The sequence below is a fragment of the Kitasatospora sp. NPDC023385 genome (assembly GCF_055664045.1).
Genome location: NZ_JBVOOL010000003.1, coordinates 263,422 through 280,897, shown reverse-complemented (window position 1 = coordinate 280,897; position 17,476 = coordinate 263,422). Strand labels below are relative to the sequence as shown.

At 73.2% G+C, this 17,476-nt stretch carries 15 protein-coding genes; 10 read left to right on the top strand and 5 right to left on the bottom strand.

Going from position 1 to position 17,476, the window contains the following annotated elements; genetic code table 11:
- Positions 1 to 72: 72 nt before the first annotated feature.
- Both AC0B61_RS07235 and mqnP read left to right on the top strand, forming a co-directional pair.
- Positions 73 to 1,530: a menaquinone biosynthesis decarboxylase gene (locus AC0B61_RS07235; RefSeq protein WP_471739606.1), complete on the top strand. Its 1,458-nt coding sequence runs from the start codon at positions 73 to 75 to the stop codon at positions 1,528 to 1,530.
- Positions 1,530 to 2,426: a menaquinone biosynthesis prenyltransferase MqnP gene (gene mqnP, locus AC0B61_RS07230; protein WP_471739605.1), complete on the top strand. Its 897-nt coding sequence runs from the start codon at positions 1,530 to 1,532 to the stop codon at positions 2,424 to 2,426. Before AC0B61_RS07235 ends, mqnP begins: the two co-directional genes overlap by 1 nt.
- A gap of 55 nt (positions 2,427 to 2,481) precedes the next feature.
- Here the strand turns inward: mqnP and AC0B61_RS07225 are convergent, their stop codons facing one another.
- The 3 genes from AC0B61_RS07225 to AC0B61_RS07215 all read right to left on the bottom strand — a co-directional run bounded on the left by AC0B61_RS07225 (position 2,482) and on the right by AC0B61_RS07215 (position 5,035).
- The gene (locus tag AC0B61_RS07225; protein ID WP_471739604.1) at positions 2,482 to 3,309 is read right to left on the bottom strand and encodes a Rossmann-fold NAD(P)-binding domain-containing protein; all 828 of its coding nucleotides are present in this window, start codon (positions 3,307 to 3,309) and stop codon (positions 2,482 to 2,484) included.
- Between the two features lie 181 nt (positions 3,310 to 3,490).
- The gene (locus tag AC0B61_RS07220) at positions 3,491 to 4,207 is read right to left on the bottom strand and encodes an MOSC domain-containing protein (RefSeq protein ID WP_471739603.1); all 717 of its coding nucleotides are present in this window, start codon (positions 4,205 to 4,207) and stop codon (positions 3,491 to 3,493) included.
- Between the two features lie 75 nt (positions 4,208 to 4,282).
- Complete coding sequence (locus AC0B61_RS07215) at positions 4,283 to 5,035, bottom strand: cyclase family protein (protein WP_471739602.1); 753 nt, start codon at positions 5,033 to 5,035, stop codon at positions 4,283 to 4,285.
- Positions 5,036 to 5,101: 66 nt separating this feature from the next.
- Here AC0B61_RS07215 and AC0B61_RS07210 point away from each other — a divergent pair, with 66 nt between their 5' ends.
- From AC0B61_RS07210 to AC0B61_RS07185, 6 genes are all read left to right on the top strand, one after another.
- Positions 5,102 to 5,776 carry a UbiX family flavin prenyltransferase gene (locus tag AC0B61_RS07210; protein WP_471739601.1) on the top strand — a complete coding sequence of 225 codons (675 nt, stop codon included), beginning with the start codon at positions 5,102 to 5,104 and terminating at the stop codon, positions 5,774 to 5,776.
- Positions 5,777 to 5,895: 119 nt separating this feature from the next.
- Positions 5,896 to 6,354 (top strand): Lrp/AsnC family transcriptional regulator, encoded by a 459-nt coding sequence (locus AC0B61_RS07205; protein WP_030232219.1) that lies wholly within the window; start codon positions 5,896 to 5,898, stop codon positions 6,352 to 6,354.
- Between the two features lie 3 nt (positions 6,355 to 6,357).
- Positions 6,358 to 7,320: a threonine ammonia-lyase gene (locus AC0B61_RS07200; RefSeq protein WP_471739600.1), complete on the top strand. Its 963-nt coding sequence runs from the start codon at positions 6,358 to 6,360 to the stop codon at positions 7,318 to 7,320.
- Positions 7,321 to 7,372: 52 nt separating this feature from the next.
- Positions 7,373 to 8,536 carry an aminofutalosine synthase MqnE gene (mqnE, locus tag AC0B61_RS07195; RefSeq protein WP_471739599.1) on the top strand — a complete coding sequence of 388 codons (1,164 nt, stop codon included), beginning with the start codon at positions 7,373 to 7,375 and terminating at the stop codon, positions 8,534 to 8,536.
- Positions 8,537 to 8,676: 140 nt separating this feature from the next.
- Entirely contained in the window at positions 8,677 to 10,026 is a 1,350-nt protein-coding gene (locus tag AC0B61_RS07190; RefSeq protein ID WP_471739598.1) for a L,D-transpeptidase family protein, read from the top strand.
- 288 nt (positions 10,027 to 10,314) lie between these two features.
- Positions 10,315 to 11,259 carry a beta-ketoacyl-ACP synthase III gene (locus AC0B61_RS07185; protein ID WP_471739597.1) on the top strand — a complete coding sequence of 315 codons (945 nt, stop codon included), beginning with the start codon at positions 10,315 to 10,317 and terminating at the stop codon, positions 11,257 to 11,259.
- Positions 11,260 to 11,514: 255 nt separating this feature from the next.
- Here AC0B61_RS07185 and AC0B61_RS07180 read toward each other — a convergent pair whose 3' ends face one another.
- Positions 11,515 to 12,162 (bottom strand): TetR family transcriptional regulator, encoded by a 648-nt coding sequence (locus AC0B61_RS07180; protein WP_471739596.1) that lies wholly within the window; start codon positions 12,160 to 12,162, stop codon positions 11,515 to 11,517.
- A gap of 447 nt (positions 12,163 to 12,609) precedes the next feature.
- Here AC0B61_RS07180 and AC0B61_RS07175 point away from each other — a divergent pair, with 447 nt between their 5' ends.
- Positions 12,610 to 14,988, top strand: a complete 2,379-nt coding sequence (locus AC0B61_RS07175) for an outer membrane protein assembly factor BamB family protein (RefSeq protein ID WP_471739595.1) — start codon at positions 12,610 to 12,612, stop codon at positions 14,986 to 14,988.
- Positions 14,989 to 15,043: 55 nt separating this feature from the next.
- On the opposite strand, the gene galE is transcribed toward AC0B61_RS07175, so the two are convergent.
- Positions 15,044 to 16,030, bottom strand: a complete 987-nt coding sequence (gene galE / locus AC0B61_RS07170) for a UDP-glucose 4-epimerase GalE (RefSeq protein ID WP_471739594.1) — start codon at positions 16,028 to 16,030, stop codon at positions 15,044 to 15,046.
- 227 nt (positions 16,031 to 16,257) lie between these two features.
- Between galE and AC0B61_RS07165 the strand changes: the two genes are divergently transcribed.
- Positions 16,258 to 17,343, top strand: coding sequence for a S1C family serine protease (locus AC0B61_RS07165; protein ID WP_471739791.1), 1,086 nt, complete (start codon positions 16,258 to 16,260; stop codon positions 17,341 to 17,343).
- Positions 17,344 to 17,476: the final 133 nt, after the last annotated feature.

Below are 17,476 nucleotides of genomic sequence, written 5' to 3'. Positions count from 1 at the left end.
GGGCGGCAGTGGCGGGCGCCTTCCCGGGGCCCTTGACCGAGCCAGGCTATCGGGTGGCGGATACTGGCTGGCATGGCATACGACGATCTCCGCTCGTTTCTGCGGGCCCTCGACCGTGAAGGCGACCTCAAGCGGGTCAAGGCGGAGGTGGACCCCCATCTGGAGATCGGCGAGATCGTCGACCGGGTGCAGAAGGCCAAGGGGCCGGCGCTGCTCTTCGAGAACGTCAAGGGCTCGTCGATGCCGCTGGCGATGAACGTCTTCGGCACCGAACGGCGCCTGGCCAAGGCGCTCGGCCTCAAGGGTCCGGACGACGTCTCCGAGAAGATCGCCGGCCTGCTCAAGCCCGAACTGCCGCAGGGCTTCACCGGCTTGCGCGACGCCTTCGGCAAGCTCGCCTCGATGGCGCACGTGCCGCCCCGGCAGGTGAAGTCCGGTGACGCCCCGGTGCAGGAGGTCGTGCTCACCGGCGAGGACGTCGACCTCGACCGGCTGCCCGCGCTCTTCACCTGGCCGCTGGACGGCGGCTCCTTCTTCAACCTGGGCCTCACCCACACCAAGGACCCGGACACCGGCATCCGCAACCTGGGCCTCTACCGGCTCCAGCGGCACGACCGCCGCACCATCGGGATGCACTGGCAGATCCACAAGGACAGCCGCAACCACTACGCGGTGGCGGCCAGGCGGGGCGAGCGCCTCCCGGTCGCGATCGCCTTCGGCTGCCCGCCCGCCGTCACCTACGCGGCCACCGCGCCGCTGCCCGGCGACATCGACGAGTACCTCTTCGCCGGCTTCGTCGCGGGCGAGCGGGTGCGGATGGTCGACTGCAAGACCGTCCCGCTGCAGGTCCCGGCCGACGCCGAGGTCGTGCTGGAGGGGTGGCTGGAGCCCGGCGAGATGCTGCCCGAGGGCCCGTTCGGCGACCACACCGGCTTCTACACGCCGCAGGAGCCGTTCCCGGCACTCACGATCGACTGCGTGACGATGCGCCGCCGCCCGATCCTGCAGTCCATCGTGGTCGGCCGCCCGCCGACGGAGGACGGCCCGCTGGGCAAGTTCACCGAGCGGTTCTTCCTGCCGCTGCTGAAGATCATCATCCCGGACATCGTCGACTACGACCTGCCCGAGGCCGGCGGCTTCCACAACTGCGTGATCGTCTCGATCGACAAGAAGTACCCCAAGCACGCCCAGAAGACGATGCACGCGATCTGGGGCGCCCACATGATGTCGCTCACCAAGCTGATCATCGTGGTGGACGCGGACTGCGACGTGCACGACTACCAGGAAGTCGCCTGGCGGGCCTTCGGCAACGTCGACTACAGCCGGGACCTCACCGTCGTCGAGGGCCCGGTGGACCACCTCGACCACGCCTCGTACCAGCAGTTCTGGGGCGGCAAGGCGGGCATCGACGCGACCCGCAAGCTGCCCGAGGAGGGGTACACCCGGGACGGCGGCTGGCCGGAGATGGTGTCGTCCGACCCGGCCACCGCCGCGTTGGTGTCGAGTCGTTGGAAGGAGTACGGGCTCTGATGAGTACGGCTGCTGTCGAAACCCCCGGGCGCACGAGGGCCTTCCTGCGCCTGGTGATGATCGAGCACTCGGTCTTCGCGCTCCCGTTCGCGTACATCGCCGCCCTGACGGCCATGTTCCTCGCGGACCGGCGGGTGCACTGGGGCGAGCTGTTCGTCGTCACGGTGTGCATGGTCGGGCTCCGTACGTTCGCCATGGCCGCGAACCGGATCATCGACCGTGAGATCGACGCCCGCAACCCGCGCACGGCGTCGCGTGAACTGGTCACCGGCGCGGTGTCGTTGAAGACCGCGTACGTCGGATCCGCGGTCGCCCTGGTGGTCTTCCTCGGCGCGGCGGCCATGCTCAACCCGCTCTGCCTGGCGCTCGCCCCGGTGGCCGTCGTGCCGATGGTGGTCTACCCGTACGGCAAGCGGTTCACGGACTTCCCGCAGGCGATCCTGGGCATCGCCCAGGCCATGGGCCCGGTGGGCGCCTGGCTCGCGGTGACGGGCAGCTGGTCCTGGGACGCCGTCGTGCTCGGCGTCGCGGTCGGCATCTGGATCGGCGGCTTCGACCTGATCTACGCCTGCCAGGACGTCGAGTCCGACCGGGAGCACGGCGTCCGGTCCGTGCCCGCGCGGTTCGGCGTGCCGGCGGCGATCCGGGGCGCGCGCATCTGCCACGCCCTCACGACGCTCCTGCTGGGCTGGTTCGCGCTCCGGACGCACGCCGGGGCGGCGTTCTGGCTCGGCCTCGTGGTCGTCGCGGGCGCCTTCGTCTACGAGCACACCATCGTCAGGCCGAACGACCTGTCGAAGCTCAACCGCGCCTTCTTCCAGACGAACAGCTTCGTGGGGATGTCGCTGTTCTTCTTCGCGCTCGTGGACCTGGTGGTGCGCGGGCTCGGAATCTGATCCCGACCGGACCGCCGAGGCGGGACTCCGGCGGCCGGGCATCAGTGGTCAGTGGTCAGTGGTCAGCGGCCGGCGGGGAGCGGAACAGCGCGGCGTGGTCCGCCGCCCAGGCGTGGAAGCTCCGGGCCGGGTGGCCGGTGAGGTCCCGGACGGTCGTGGTGGCCGGTTGCGGTTCGGCGATGCGGGCGTGGACGAGGTCCAGGGCGCCGTCGACCGCCGCCCGGGGCCGGCCGGCGGCGCACAGACGCCGGCTGGCGGCCTCGCGGGGGATCTCCTCCCACGCCACCGGGCGGCCGGCCGCCCGGCCGATGATGCTCACCTGCTCCGCCTGCGTCGGCGACTCCGGGCCGGTCAGCACGTACCGCGCACCGTCGTGGCCGTCCTCGACCAGGGCCCGGACGGCGACCGCCGCGATGTCCCGCTCGTCCACCGGGTTCAGCCCGGCCGCGCCGCCGTAGCCCCGCACGGTGCCCCCGGCGCGGATCTCCTCCGCCCACTGCAGCGCGGCGGCGAACCCGTGCGCCCGCAGCACCGTGTGCCGCACCCCGCTCCGTGCGAGCAGCGCCGCCACCTCGTCCTCCGGGCGCCCGGAGGCGCCCCCGACGGCTGCCGGCGCCACGAGCACCACCCGCCCGACCTCCCGGGCCAGCACGCCCACCGCGTCCGCCGCCCCGTCCGCCGCCGGGAACGGCCAGCCCAGCAGCACCGCGCCCACGCCCTGCACCGCCGCCTCCAGCGCCGCCGGGTCGAGCAGCTCGCGCTGCGCCGACGTCCGCATCCGCACCCCGGCGCCCGCGAGCTGAAGCCCGACGTGCCGCCCGACCGTCCCGGCGACGCCGACCACCAGCACGGGCGGCGCGTCGTCAACTCGCTTTTCTGTCATGCCTAGAACGTAAGTGACGAAGATGAGACGTCCCATGCGTATGAGTCTCGGGCCCATGCGCCATCGTCCAGCGGATGGCAGTCGTCGGGTCGGCTGTCGGGGTCAGTCGTCGGGCGTCAGTTGTGCAGGAAGCCCTCCAGGGAGGTCGCCAGGACCAGGACATGGTGGTCGCCGGTGCCCGTCAGTCGATCGTCAGCCGGTCGCCGACCCGGAGCCGCCCCGGGGCGGCGACCTCGGCGAGGGCGTCGAGGCGGCCGTCGTGGGCGTGCACGAGGGCCTTGAGGATCTCGGGCGCGTGCGGCAGGCCCGGCTGCGCGGCGCCGGTCATCGCGCAGCGCTCGCTGGAGGTGACGAAGGCGAGGCGGGCGCTGCCGGGGGCCTCGCCGCGGGCCTGCCGGCCGAACCAGCCGTCCTCGACGAAGGGCGGAGTGCCGGGCGGGGTGCGCAGCACGAGGTTGGGGCGGAACCGGCGTTCGTCGACGGCGGCGAACGGGACGGTCTCGCGGACCCAGTCCAGGGTGGCGGTGGTGAGCACGCTGACCGGCAGCCGGTCGAAGTGCGAGACGGCGTCCTCGCGGGCGAGTTCGACGTCCTCGCGCTGGAGGTAGGCGCGCAGGAAGGCGGTCGGCCGGTCGACCGGGCGGCCGAGCGGGTCGAACAGCTCGGGGCCGTCGATCCGGCGGCCGAGGCGGGCGGAGAGACGGAGCAGGCCGTCCATCCGGCGCAGGCGGCGGGAGTTCCGGCCGGAGCCGAGTCTTCCGGCCGCGTCGCGGACGGCGTAGAGGCGGTCGCCGGCCAGGCCGCGCTCGTCCACCTCGACGGAGCCGAGCCGCTCGCCGCCGGTGGATTTCACGGGGTAGCGCCAGAGTCGCTCGATCACTCCGATGATCTCAGCCATGGCCGGACAGCGTACTGGCGCCACCGGGGGATGGTCTAGACCAAGTGGCGAGCGGGTGGGCCCGGCCGGGGCGGATCAGCCCAGTCGGGCGACCGCCCGCACCGGCGCGCCGTCCGCCGCCACCAGCCGCAGCGGGAACAGCGAGACCTCCACCGGCCGACCGGCCTCCTGCGCCGCCAGGAGCGCCCGCAGGTCGGTCAGGTTCTCGGCGATCACCCCGCCGCCGGGCGCCCCCAGCAGCACCCGGTGCGCGGCGAGCGACGGCTCGTCGGCGGCGCCCTGGTCGTGCTCGTCGGTGAGGTCGGCGAGCAGCGCGGCCACCGTGGGGTCGCCGGGGCCCGGGTCGGGGGTGGGATCGACGCTCAGCGCGTCCACCCCGACCGTCCGCACCCCGGCGGCGACGATCGCCTCGGCGGCGTCGGGCGTCAGGCTGGGGTGGGCGAGGTAGGCGTCGGTGCCCCAGTGCCGGGCCCAGCCGGTGGCCAGCAGCAGCACGGTGCCCTCGCCGCCGGCCGCGGCCCGCTCCAGCGCCGGCGCCAGCAGCCCGGGGGTGACGGCCGCCCGGGGCTCCAGCCCGCGCAGGTCGGCGACGACCGCCGGGCCGGTGAACCGCTCCAGCGGGAGCCCGTCCAGGGTCGGCCAGGTGACGTCCACGTGGTACGGCGCGTCCACGTGCGTCCCGGACTGCGAGCCGAGGTGCAGGGCCAGCACGTTCACCCCGGCGGTGGCGGTGGTGAGCGCGGGCTCCAGCAGGACGGCCGGATCGCCGGGGTAGACCGGCATCGCGGTGGTCACCTGATGGGTGAGGTCGACGAGGGTCGCTGCCATGGCCCCCATCCTTCCAGGGGCAGCGCGGATGCGGCCCCGCCGGAGGAAGCCGGATAGAAATGCCCCATGGGAACTGCGAAGCGTCAGCCGTGGGTGGTCGGGGTCTCGGGCGCGTCGGGGACGCCGTACGCGGCCTCGGTGATCCGGGGGCTGCTGGCCGCCGGCGAGGCGGTGGACCTGATCGTCAGCCGGGCGGCCCGGCTCACCATCCTGGACGAGACCGGCATCGCCTTCCGGGACGCCCACTGGCGCACCGACCTGGCCGCCTGGCTGGGCGGCGACCGGGGCCTGGACGACGTCCGCTACTGGCCCGCCGGGGACTTCGCGGCCGGCCCGTCCAGCGGCTCGTACCCCGCCAAGGGCATGCTGGTGGTGCCCGCGACGACCGGGGCGGTGGCCGGGATCGCGCTCGGCCTGAGCAAGGACCTGCTGCAGCGGGTCGCCAGCGTCACCCTCAAGGAGCGCCGTCCGCTCGTCGTGTGCGTGCGTGAGACGCCACTCAACGGGGTGACGTTGAAGCACCTGGTGGAGCTCGACGCACAGGGCGCGGTCGTGCTGCCCGCTTCGCCCGGTTTCTACGCCGGCGGTTCCACCGTGCGCGAACTCGTGGATTTCGTGGCCGGACGGGTGCTGGACGCCGTCGACGTGCCGCATTCCCTGTACCTGCGCTGGGAAGGGGAGTTGGGGTCGGCGGCCCGCCGGGCGGCCGGCGGGGGCGGCGTTCCGGCTGAGGGGGAGTAAGGAGAGCGAGGGCGGGAGAGTATCTTCTCTGCGATATCCGGGTCGGTCGGCGCACGGCGCCTTTGAATCCGGATAATGATCTGTGGGTCTGGAGAGGTTCGGAAGGACGCGGACGGTATATGGACACGGTGGACAGACAGCTCATCCAGGCGCTCCGGGAGAACGGCCGTGCGTCCTACGCCGAGCTGGGCCGGTTGGTCGGACTCTCCGGCCCGAGCGTCACGGACCGGATCAACCGCCTGGAACAGGCCGGCGTGATCACCGGCTACCGCGCGACGGTCAACCCGGCCTCGCTCGGCTTCGGCGTCACGGCCCTGATCGGCCTTCAACTCACGGACGCCGCCGACCACGAGGACGTCGCGTTCCGGCTGAAGGACCTCAACGAGGTCGAGGACTGCTGGTTCATCGCCGGCGACGACTCGTACATGCTCAAGGTCCGGGTGGCCGACGTGGCCGGCCTGGAATCGGTGGTGAAGCGGATCTCGGGCACGAAAGGCGTGGCCCGCACCCGCACCACCGTCGTACTCTCCACGAAGTGGGAGAACCGGGTGAGCGAACTCCCTCCAGAAGGAGAGTGACGTATGGCACTGGTCGGTCTGGAGGAGCTGCGCGCGGCTCGGCAGCGGATCACGGGGGTCGCCGTGCGCACCCCGCTCGTTCCCGCCCCCTGGGCGGACGAGGGGGAGCGGCGGCTCTGGCTCAAGCCCGAGAACCTCCAGCCGACCGGGGCCTTCAAGACCCGCGGCGCCTACAACCGGCTGGCCGCGCTCACCGCGGACGAGCGGGCCCGCGGCGTGGTCGCCCAGTCCAGCGGCAACCACGCGCAGGCGGTGGCGTACGCGGCCCGGCTGCTCGGCATCAAGGCCGTGATCGTGATGCCGGACACCTCGCCGGCCGTGAAGGTGGCGGCCACCCGGGCGTTCGGCGCCGAGGTGCTGGTGGTGTCCCCGGCGGAACGGGACGCCCTGCCCGGCGAGCTGGCCGAGAAGCACGGCTACGTCTGGGTGCCGCCGTACGACGACCCGTTCATCATCGCGGGCCAGGGCACGGTCGGCCTGGAGATCGCCGAGGACGCCCCGGCCGAACTGGACACCGTCCTGGTGCCGGTCAGCGGCGGCGGCCTGATCGGCGGCACGGCGGCCGCGCTCAAGCTCACCCGCCCGGGCGTCCGGGTGATCGGCGTGGAGCCCGAGCTGGCCGCCGACGCGCAGGCCGGACTGCGCGCGGGGCGCCGGGTGGAGTGGCCGGTCGCCGACACCTACCGCACCATCGCGGACGGTCTGCGCACCCCGGCCGTCGGCGTGCTGCCCTACGAGCACATCACCGCCTACGTGGACGACATCGTCACCGTCACCGAGGACGAGATCCGCGCCACCGTCGCCCTGCTGGCCCGCCGCGGCCGGCTGGTCGCCGAGCCCTCCGGGGCGGTCGCCCCGGCCGCGTACTTCCACCGCGCCGCCGAGACCGGGGGCCAGGCGGTGGCGGCCGTGGTCAGCGGCGGGAACATCGAACCCGCACTGCTCGCCGAGCTGCTCTCGGCATAGGCGTAGGCTCATTCCGGCAAGGATTCGAATGTCGGAGGAGGCGGGGCACCGCATGGACGCAGGGCTCAAGCGCGAGCTGGAGGCGAAGGTCTACGCGGGTGAGCGGCTGACCCGCGAGGACGGGATCGCGCTCTACGAGAGCGACGACCTGGCCTGGCTGGGCGGGCTGGCCCACCACGTGCGGACGGAGAAGAACGGCGACGTCGTCCACTTCAACGTCAACCGCCACCTCAACATGACCAACGTGTGCAGCGCCTCGTGCGCGTACTGCTCGTTCCAGCGCAAGCCGGGCGAGAAGGACGCCTACACGATGCGCATCGAGGAGGCCGTCCGCCTCGCCAAGGCGATGGAGGTCGACTCCCTCACCGAGCTGCACATCGTCAACGGCCTGCACCCGACCCTGCCGTGGCGCTACTACCCGCGCTCGCTGCGGGAGCTCAAGGCGGCGCTGCCTAACGTCTCGCTGAAGGCCTTCACCGCCACCGAGATCCACTGGTTCGAGAAGATCAGCGGCCTGTCCGCCGACGAGATCCTGGACGAGCTGATCGACGCCGGTCTGGAGTCGCTGACCGGCGGCGGCGCGGAGATCTTCGACTGGGAGGTCCGGCAGCACATCGTCGACCACGACACCCACTGGGAGGACTGGTCGCGGATCCACCGCCTCGCGCACGCCAAGGGCCTCAAGACGCCCTGCACCATGCTGTACGGCCACATCGAGGAGCCCCGCCACCGGGTGGACCACGTGCTGCGGCTGCGCGAGCTGCAGGACGAGACCGGCGGCTTCCAGGTCTTCATCCCGCTGCGCTACCAGCACGACTTCCACGACTCCAAGGACGGCGTCGTGCGCAACAGGCTGATGGCCCGCACCGAGATGGCGACCGGCGCCGAGGCGCTGAAGACCTTCGCGGTCTCCCGGCTGCTCTTCGACAACGTCCCGCACGTCAAGGTCTTCTGGGTGATGCACGGCGTCGCCACCGCGCAGCTGGCGCTCAGCCACGGCGCGGACGACATGGACGGCTCGGTGGTCGAGTACAAGATCACCCACGACGCGGACAACTTCGGCACCCCGAACAAGCTCGGCCGCGACGACCTGCTCGGCCTGATCCGCGACGCCGGCTTCCGCCCCGTCGAGCGCAACACCCGCTACGAGATCATCCGCGAGTACGAGGGCCCGGACCCGATGCGGCGCGAGGCCCCGCAGGCGATGCGCCTCTGACCTGCCCTCGGACCCGCCGTCCGACCTGCGCGCCTCCCCGCCGCCCGGGCCGCTCTCCGGCCCGGGCGGCGGTTGTCTTCACGGCCTCCGCACGCGACCCGGGTTTACCAACGGGTAGGGCGTTTGGCAGGATCGACAGCATGTCCGGTTCCCATCGCGCCACCGAGTACCCGCCGTACCAGCCGATGCAGGAGCCGGAGTACGGGGTGCCGCAGCAGTCGTACGAGCAGCCGTACACCGCGTACCAGCCCTACGAGCAGCCGTACGAGCAACCGTACGAGCAACCGTATGAGCAGCCGTACGAGCAGTCGTACCGGCAGGCGTACGAGCAGCCGGCCGCGCAGGAGCAGGAGTACGGCCACGGCGCGCAGCAGCCGTACGGGCAGACCCCTGACGGGTACTTCGAGGCGTACGAGCAGCCGTTCCGGCCGTACGAGGCGCAGCCGGAGCCGTTCCCCCAGCAGCAGGACCGGTTCTCCCAGCAGCCCGAGCAGTTCCAGCAGCAGGCGGACCCGTTCCGTCAGGAGCCGCTGTACGAGCCGGAGCCGGCGTACGAGCCGGAGCCCGAGTTCCTCGCCCCCGTCGTGCCCCTGGCGTCCGCCGCCCCTGTCGTCGGGGCCCGGACCGCCGCCCGGGGGCGGCGCCGCAAAGCCAAGCCGAAACGTCACGGCAAAGCCGTGATGGCCGGCACCGCCCTGCTGGTCGCGGCCGCCGCCGGCTGGTACACCGTCGGCCCGGACGACGCCAAGCCCGGCCTCGCCGCCGCCGACGGCCCGGGCCCGGACGGCGTCAGCACGCCCGACCGGCCCGGCGCGGCCCCCGCGGCCGCCCGGATCGCCTCCGACCGGCAGTCCGAGGCCCCGGCCGCCGACCGCAGCCAGACCCGCCAGGACGCCTCGGTGGCCGCGATACCCGGCCTCGGTGCGAGCTTCACCGCGAAGATCCCCGGCGAGAGCGCCCAGGTCCTGGTCGCCTCCGGCGCGGACCGGAACACCGACAAGAACACCGTCGTCCTCTGGACCCGCACCCCCGAGGGCCGCTGGCTGGCCGGCGAGACCTGGCAGGGCCACAACGGCAAGAACGGCTGGACCGCCGACCACAACGAGGGCGACCTGCGCAGCCCGATCGGCGTCTACCACCTGAGCGACGCGGGCGGCCGCAAGGACGACCCGGGCAGCAGGCTCCCGTACGACAAGGACCCGAGCTTCGTGGTCTCCGGCACGGGCTTCTTCGGCGACCAGCTGGCCGGCTCCTTCGACTACGTGGTCGCGATCGACTACAACCGGGTCGCCGGCAACTCCCCGCTCGACACGCGCCGCCCGATGGGCGCCAAGAAGGGCGGCGGCATCTGGCTCCACGTGGACCACGACGGCCCGACCCACGGCTGCGTGTCGATCCCCGAGGACAAGATGGCCCAGCTGATCCGCACCCTGGACCCGGCCGCCCACCCGGTCATCGTGATGGGCGACGCGGCCACGCTGGCCACCTGACCCGGCTTCCGCGCGGCCCGGGCGCCGCGACGCCGCAGGGGGCCGCCCTCGGGCTCCCGCCCGCGTGGCGACGCCCCACCTCCGGCCGCCGCGGTCCCGGCCCCGAGGACGCCCCCGGTGCCCTCCTCGGCCGTGCGGTGCGCGCAGCCCGGCGCCACCCCGCCGCCCCGCGGGCGGACGACGGAGGCCTCACACCGGGCCCCTTGTCGGGCTCCTACAGATCACGGGGTCGGATCCTGTCGCCGGTCGTGCCCCGCTGACCAGCGGGTAACCCGGTTCCATGGCAGCATGAGCGGTTCGCGCATTGTGGCACTCGGCCACTACCAGCCCCCCAAGGTCCTCAGCAACGACGACCTGGCGGTGCTCGTCGACACCGACGACGAGTGGATCCGCACCCGGGTGGGCATCCGCACCCGGCACATCGCCGAAGGCGAGAGCCTGGTCGACCTCGCCACCGAGGCCGCGCAGAAGGCGCTCGCCCACAGCGGCCGCACGGCGCAGGACATCGACCTCGTCGTGGTCGCCACCTGCACCGCGATCGAGCGCAGCCCCAACACCGCCGCCGCCGTGGCCGCCCGGCTGGGGGTGCGCGCGCCCGCCGCGTACGACATCAACACGGTCTGCTCCGGCTTCTCGTACGCCCTGGCCACCGCCGACCACGCGATCCGGGCCGGCGCGGCCCGCCGCGCACTGGTGATCGGCGCCGAGCGGATGTCCGACACGCTCGACTGGACCGACCGCTCCACCTGCGTGATCTTCGGCGACGGCGCGGGCGCCGCGGTCGTCGAGGCCCAGGAGGAGGGCGCCGAGCCCGGGATCGGGCCGGTGGTCTGGGGCTCCGAGCCGGAGAAGGGCGACGCCGTGGTGATCACCGGCTGGGATCCGGTGATCAGCCAGCAGGGCCAGGCGGTGTTCCGCTGGGCCACCACCCAGCTCGCCCCGCTGGCCCGCCAGGCCTGCGAGCGGGCCGGCATCGACCCGTCCGAACTGAAGGGCTTCGTCCCGCACCAGGCCAACCTGCGGATCATCGACGCGATCGCCCGCAAGCTCGGCCTCACCGACGCGGTGGTCGCCCGGGACGTGGTCGACTCCGGCAACACCTCGGCCGCCTCCATCCCGCTGGCCTTCTCCAAGCTGGTCGAGCGGGGCGAGCTGTCGCCGGGCGACCCGGTGCTGCTCTTCGGCTTCGGCGGCGGCCTGGCGTACGCCGGCCAGGTGGTGCGCTGCCCGTAGGGAGCACCGCGGAGGGATCGGCGCCCGGACCGGCATGCGGGCCGGCGCAGAGACCGGCCGGCGGGCCCTCGGACGGCTCCGCGGACGACGCATGCCGGTGGGCGGGCACCCCGTGTGAGGGGAGCCCGCCCACCGGCATGTCTGGCGCGCGTGCGGCACGTCGGCGGACCTCCCCCGAGGACACGGCCGCCGTCCGTCGTTCCCCGGACAGGAGGCCGGGGCTGCGCGCGGAGCGGATGGTGGGTCGGCGGTCGGCTACTTGGGCGGCTTCTTCCCGGTGACGCCCAGGTACACCAGGGGAGCGAGGTTGGGCTTGAGGTCCTTGACCTTGACGCCCCAGGAGGTGAAGGCCTTCTGGTGCTCGGCCGCCGAGGCGAGCAGCGAGACCAGGGCCCCGGAAACGGCGTTGGGGTCGAGCGACTTGTCGGCCTGCCCCTTCCCCTGGAGTTCCCGGACGGCCTCCGAGAGCGGCTTGGCGACCGCGTTGAGGACCGTCATGCGGATCTTGAAGAACCGCTTGTCCCCTTCGGCGGCACCGAGCGTGACCACTCGGAGAATGGCGTCGTTCTTGCGCCAGAAGGCGAGGAATCCGTCGACCAGTTCTTCCGAAGTGGTCGGGCCGGACTTCCCTGCCCAGGACTTTCCGGCCACCAGCTCTTTGAGGGTGTCGGCGTCCTTGGCCATTTCCTCGGCGATTTCGAGGACCGCGCCCTCGACATCCGGGAAGTACTGGTAGAAGGTCGCGGGGGAGGTACCCGCCATACGGGCGACGTCGATGACCTTGACGTCCCGATAGGGCGACGTGCTGAGCATCTCGCGGAGGCAGTCGAGCAGCTTCTGCCGCGTCTCCTGTCCGCGTCGCCCGGCGACGCGACCGTCGACGGTGCGAACTTGTCCTGTCATGCCGTCAGCTTACCGTGGCAAGATCTTGGCGCGATTCGGTGATGCGACTATTACTCCGCACGGGGGGCTGCTATAGCGGCATGAACCGCTTCGGACGGATATTCACCGGGCCCCGAAGGTGCTGTCGAAGCCCCCCCGTGTGCTTTTGACCTCACAGCGTGACGGCGAGTCCGCTGAGAGGTGGTCGAGTGACAGAGCGTGACGACGGGGGTCGGTGGTGAACCGTCCGGAAGTGGACGGTCCGCGGGGTCCGGTGCAAGTCGCGGCCGGATCGAACGTCAGAATCCGGCCGTTCCGTCCACGCTGACCGGGGGCCCGTCCGGCGCACCGTCCGGTCCGGGGCGGCGGCCTCCGCGGGTGGGGGAGGTTGGAGATGCGGCGGGCGGCATTGGAGAATCGGGTCCGGCACCCCGCGGCGGGTGCGGACAACGGGGAGGTGGCAGCGGAGTGGACCAGCTGACGGCGCACGATCCGAGGCGGATCGGGCCCTTCGAGGTGCTGGGGCGGCTCGGCGCGGGTGGGATGGGGCTGGTCTACCTGGCGCGGTCCGCGTCCGGGCGACGGGTGGCCATCAAGACCGTCCGGGGGGAGCTGGCCGAGGACGAGCTGTTCCGGGTCCGCTTCGCGCGCGAGATCGCGGCGGCCAAGACGGTCGGCGGCTTCTACACGGCGGCCGTGGTGGACGCGGACGCGGACGCGCGGGTGCCCTGGCTGGCCACCGCGTACATCCCGGCGCCCTCGCTGGAGGACCTGGTCGAGGACTGCGGCCCGCTGCCGGTGGACGCCACCCGCTGGCTGGTCGCCGGCATCGCGGAGGCCCTGCAGTCCATCCACGCGGCCGGGCTGATCCACCGCGACCTCAAGCCCTCCAACGTGCTGGTGGTCGAGGACGGCCCCAAGGTGATCGACTTCGGCATCGCGGCCGGGGTGTCCAGCACCCGGCTCACCATGACCAACGTCGCGGTCGGCACCCCTGCCTACATGTCCCCCGAGCAGGCCCGGGACAGCCGGACCGTCCAGGGCGCCAGCGACGTCTTCTCGCTCGGCTCGCTGATGGTCTTCTGCGCCACCGGCCACCCGCCCTACCGCGGCTCCAACCCGGTCGAGACGGTGTTCCAGCTGCTGCGCGAGGAGCCGGACCTGACCGGCATGCCGGCCGAGCTGATGGACCTGGTGCGCGCCTGCATGCAGCAGGCGGCCGAGCGCAGGCCCACCCCGGCGCAGATCCAGGCCGAGCTGGCCCCGCACCTGTTCTCCCGGGACGACGCCTCCGGCGAGGCCGGGGACTGGCTGCCGGCCAACGCGCTGGAACTGATCGAGCGCAGGCGCGGCCGTCGCCCGACCGCGCCGGCGCCCCGCCCGGCCGAGCCGCCGCAACCGCCCCCGCACGCGCCACCGCCGCACCCGCAGGCCCCGCCGCAGCTCCACGGGCCGGCCGACCCGCGCACCAATCCGGGCCGGCACGCGCAGCCGCCGGCCGGTCCGGTGCACAGCGCGCCGCCGCCGGGCCAGGCCTCCGAGGCCGAGATCCCGACCGCGAAGCTCTCCCCCTCGAACCGGCACCGTGCGCCCGCCGACGGCGGCGCCGTCGAAGTGCGGCTGTCCGGCGCCTCGGTGCGGATAGGCCCGGGGCCGCGGGCCGAGCACGAGCAGCCCGGCCCGAACACCGCCCCGGCCGCGACCGACTGGGTCCGCCGGGCGGCCCCCACCCCGCCGCCCCTGCCGGCCCCGGCCGCCCGCTGGCGCCCCTGGCGGTTCCGGATGTCCAACGACGTCTGGGGCACCCCGGTGATCGCCGACGGCACACTCTTCGTCTCCAGCTTCGAGGTGCACGCGCTGGACATCGCCTCCGGTGAGCGCCGCTACAAGACCCGGGACGTCGCCTGGGCGCTCGCGGTCGACGCCGGCCGGGCACACGCCGCGGACGGCCCGCACCTGTACACCGTCGACGCCGCGGACGGCACCGAGCGCTGGCGCACCTCGCTGGACGGCTGGGTCTACTCGCTCTCCGCCGCCGACGGCGTGCTCTGCTGCGGCATCAGGGGCGGCGGCGTCCAGCTGCGCTCGGCGGCCAACGGCGCCGAGCTGTGGCGGGCCGACGACGCCCAGCAGGACTACGAGAACCCGCAGTCAGGCCCGGTCCTGGTGGCCGGCGCCGCCTACTACTACGGCGCCGGGCGGCTACGCTGCGTCGACCCGCGCGGCGCGGGCCTGCGCTGGTCCTTCCCGGTCGGCGAGGACGTGCCCTCGCACCCGGTCGAGCGCGGCGGCGTGCTGTACGTGACGGCCGGCACCCGGGTGTACGCGCTGGACGCCGCCAGCGGGGCCGAGCGCTGGCGCTTCGAGGCCCCGGTGGTGCTGTTCACCCCGCCGGCCCTGGACGCCGACGCGGTCTACGTGGCCGACTACCTGGGCACCGTCTACGCGCTGGACGCGGCCACCGGCCTGGACCGCTGGCGCGGGGTCACCGGCAGCCGCCAGGGCGCCGAGCCGGTGGTGGTCGGGGACGGCATGGTGCTCGTCGGCAGCGGAGAGGTGCTGTACGCCTTCGAGGCGGCGACCGGCCGGGAGCGCTGGCGCTACACCGCCCGCGGCGAGATCGTCGGCTCCCCGGCGGTGGCCGACGGCCTGGTGCACCTGGGCAGCCGGGACCACTCGCTGCACACCCTGGACCTGGCGAGCGGTCAGCTGCGCTGGGAGCTCGGCACCAAGGGCGAGCTCACCGGCTCCCCGGTGGCGGTCGGCGGGCGGGTCTTCGTCGGCTCCAAGGACCGCTGCGTGTACGCGCTGGACGCCTTCTACGGCACGGCGGTGCCCGCCCGCTGAGCGGGGCGGACACCGCCGTGCCGGTGGTGCCACCGGCCTGGGCCGGGGCGCGGGCTCAGGCCTTGCGGGCCTGCGGGTGGCGGCTGCACCAGCCGTCCCACGCGGAGGCCACCATCTCCTCCACGCCGTGGCGCGCGGTCCAGTCCAGCTCGCGGTGGATCAGGTCGGCGGAGGCCACCACCCGGGCGGGGTCGCCGGGGCGGCGCGGCGTCACCTCGGCGGTGGTGTCGTAGCCGGTGACCTTGCCGATCACCGCCAGCATCTCCTGGACGCTGACGCCCTCGCCGCGGCCGATGTTGAGCACCAGCGAGGTCGCCCCGGCCGGGTCGGCGGCCAGTCGGGCGGCGGCCGCCACGTGGGCCGAGGCGATGTCGGAGACGTGGATGAAGTCGCGCACGCAGGTGCCGTCCGGCGTCGGGTAGTCGGCGCCGAAGATCCGCGGGGCCTGGCCGGCGGTCAGCCGCTCGAAGACCATCGGGATCAGATTGAACACCCCGGCGTCGGAGAGCTCGGGGGAGGCGGCGCCGGCCACGTTGAAGTAGCGCAGGGCCACGGTGGACATGCCGTGGGCCTTCCCGGCCGCGGCGACCAGCCATTCGCCGGCCAGCTTGGTCTCGCCGTACGGGCTCATCGGGGCGCAGGGGGTCGACTCGGTGACCAGGTCGACGTCCGGCATGCCGTAGACCGCGGCGGAGGAGGAGAACAGGAAACGCTTGACCCCGCCCTCGGCGGCCGCCTCCAGGACGGTCTGCAGGCCGATCACGTTCTCGCGGTAGTAGAGGAACGGCTGCTCGACCGACTCGCCGACCTGCTTCTTGGCGGCGAAGTGCAGGACGCCCTCGACGCCGTGCTCGCGGATCGCGGCGTCCAGGACCGCGCGGTCCAGGGTGGAGCCCTCGACCAGGGTGACGTCGGACGGGAGGCGGGACGCGTCGCCGGTGCTGAGGTCGTCCAGGACGACGACGCGCTCACCGGCGTCGAGCAGCTGGCGGACGACGTGTCCGCCGATGTATCCGGCACCGCCGGTGATCAACCAAGTCATGTGCCGATCCTAGGCGTTCGGATCCGGTCGACTTTCCGGGCGAGTCCGGCCAGCGAACCGGACAAATCGGTGGAATGCTGACAAAGATTTGCGTGCTCTCAGGCCCGCGCCGACGGCGTGGTGACGAAATCGGAGGCAGCCAGGTGAGTCGTAAGAAGGAACACTCCCGCCCCCTGCCCGCCGGGCCCCGGCCGACCGGACCCAGGGCGGCCCACCGGCGGTGGCCGGTGGCGGCCGCCGCCGCGGTGGCGACCGCGCTGGCCCTCGCCGGGTGCAGCAGCGGCTCCTCCTCCACGGCGTCCTCCGCTTCCGCGCCCTCCGCCGGCGGCCCGTCCGGCTCCGCCACCACCAAGCAGGCCTCCTCCGCCCCCGCGCAGGGCGCCAACCAGCTGCAGGACGCCTACCAGAAGGTGATCTCCGACGTGCTGCCCTCGGTGGTGCAGATCACCACCGGCGACAGCCTCGGCTCCGGCATCGTCTACGACGACAAGGGCGACATCGTCACCAACGCCCACGTGGTGGGCACCGCGACCACCTTCACCGTGACCCTCGCCAACAGCACCAAGTCGCTGGACGCCGGCCTGGTCGCCAGCTACCCCGACTCCGACCTCGCCGTGATCCGGCTGAGCAGCCCGCCGAGCGGCCTCAAGCCCGCGGCCTTCGGCGACTCCGGCAAGGTCGAGCTCGGCCAGATCACCCTCGCCATGGGCAGCCCGCTCGGACTCTCCAGCAGCGTCACCCAGGGCATCGTCTCGGCCACCGGCCGGACCGTCTCCGAGCCCCAGGGCGGCAGCTCGCCGGGCGCCACCATCGGCAACATGGTGCAGACCTCGGCCGCGATCAACCCCGGCAACAGCGGCGGCGCGTTGGTGAACCTGAACAGCCAGGTGATCGGGATCAACACCCTCGCCGCGACCGAGCCCCAGGCCAACGGCGCGGCCGCCCCCGGCATCGGCTTCGCCATCCCGGCGTCCACCATCACCAACATCGCCGACCAGCTGATCAAGCAGGGAAAGGTCACCAACTCCGGCCGGGCCGCGCTCGGCATCACCGCCCGGACCAGCTTCAACCAGCAGTTCCAGCCGGCCGGCGCGGCCATCGTGGCGGTCAGTCCGGGCGGCGCGGCCGCCGCGGCGGGGCTGCAGGCCGGCGACGTCATCACCAAGATCGGCGACACCCCGGTCGACTCGCTGAACGCGCTCACCACCGCGCTCGCCTCGCTCACCCCGGGCACCAAGGTCACCGTCAGCTACACCCGGGACGGCAACGCCAAGACCGCCGACGTCACCCTGGGCACGCTGGAAACCCCGTAACCCCGGTACGGCGCCGCCGGACCGCACACCGCGCAAGGGTTCTGCGGACCGGCCCGCCGTACCGGACCGGCGCCGGGCCCCCGTCCTGCCTCGACGGGGGCCCGGCGCCTTGCTGCTTCCCGCCGGTCCCGCT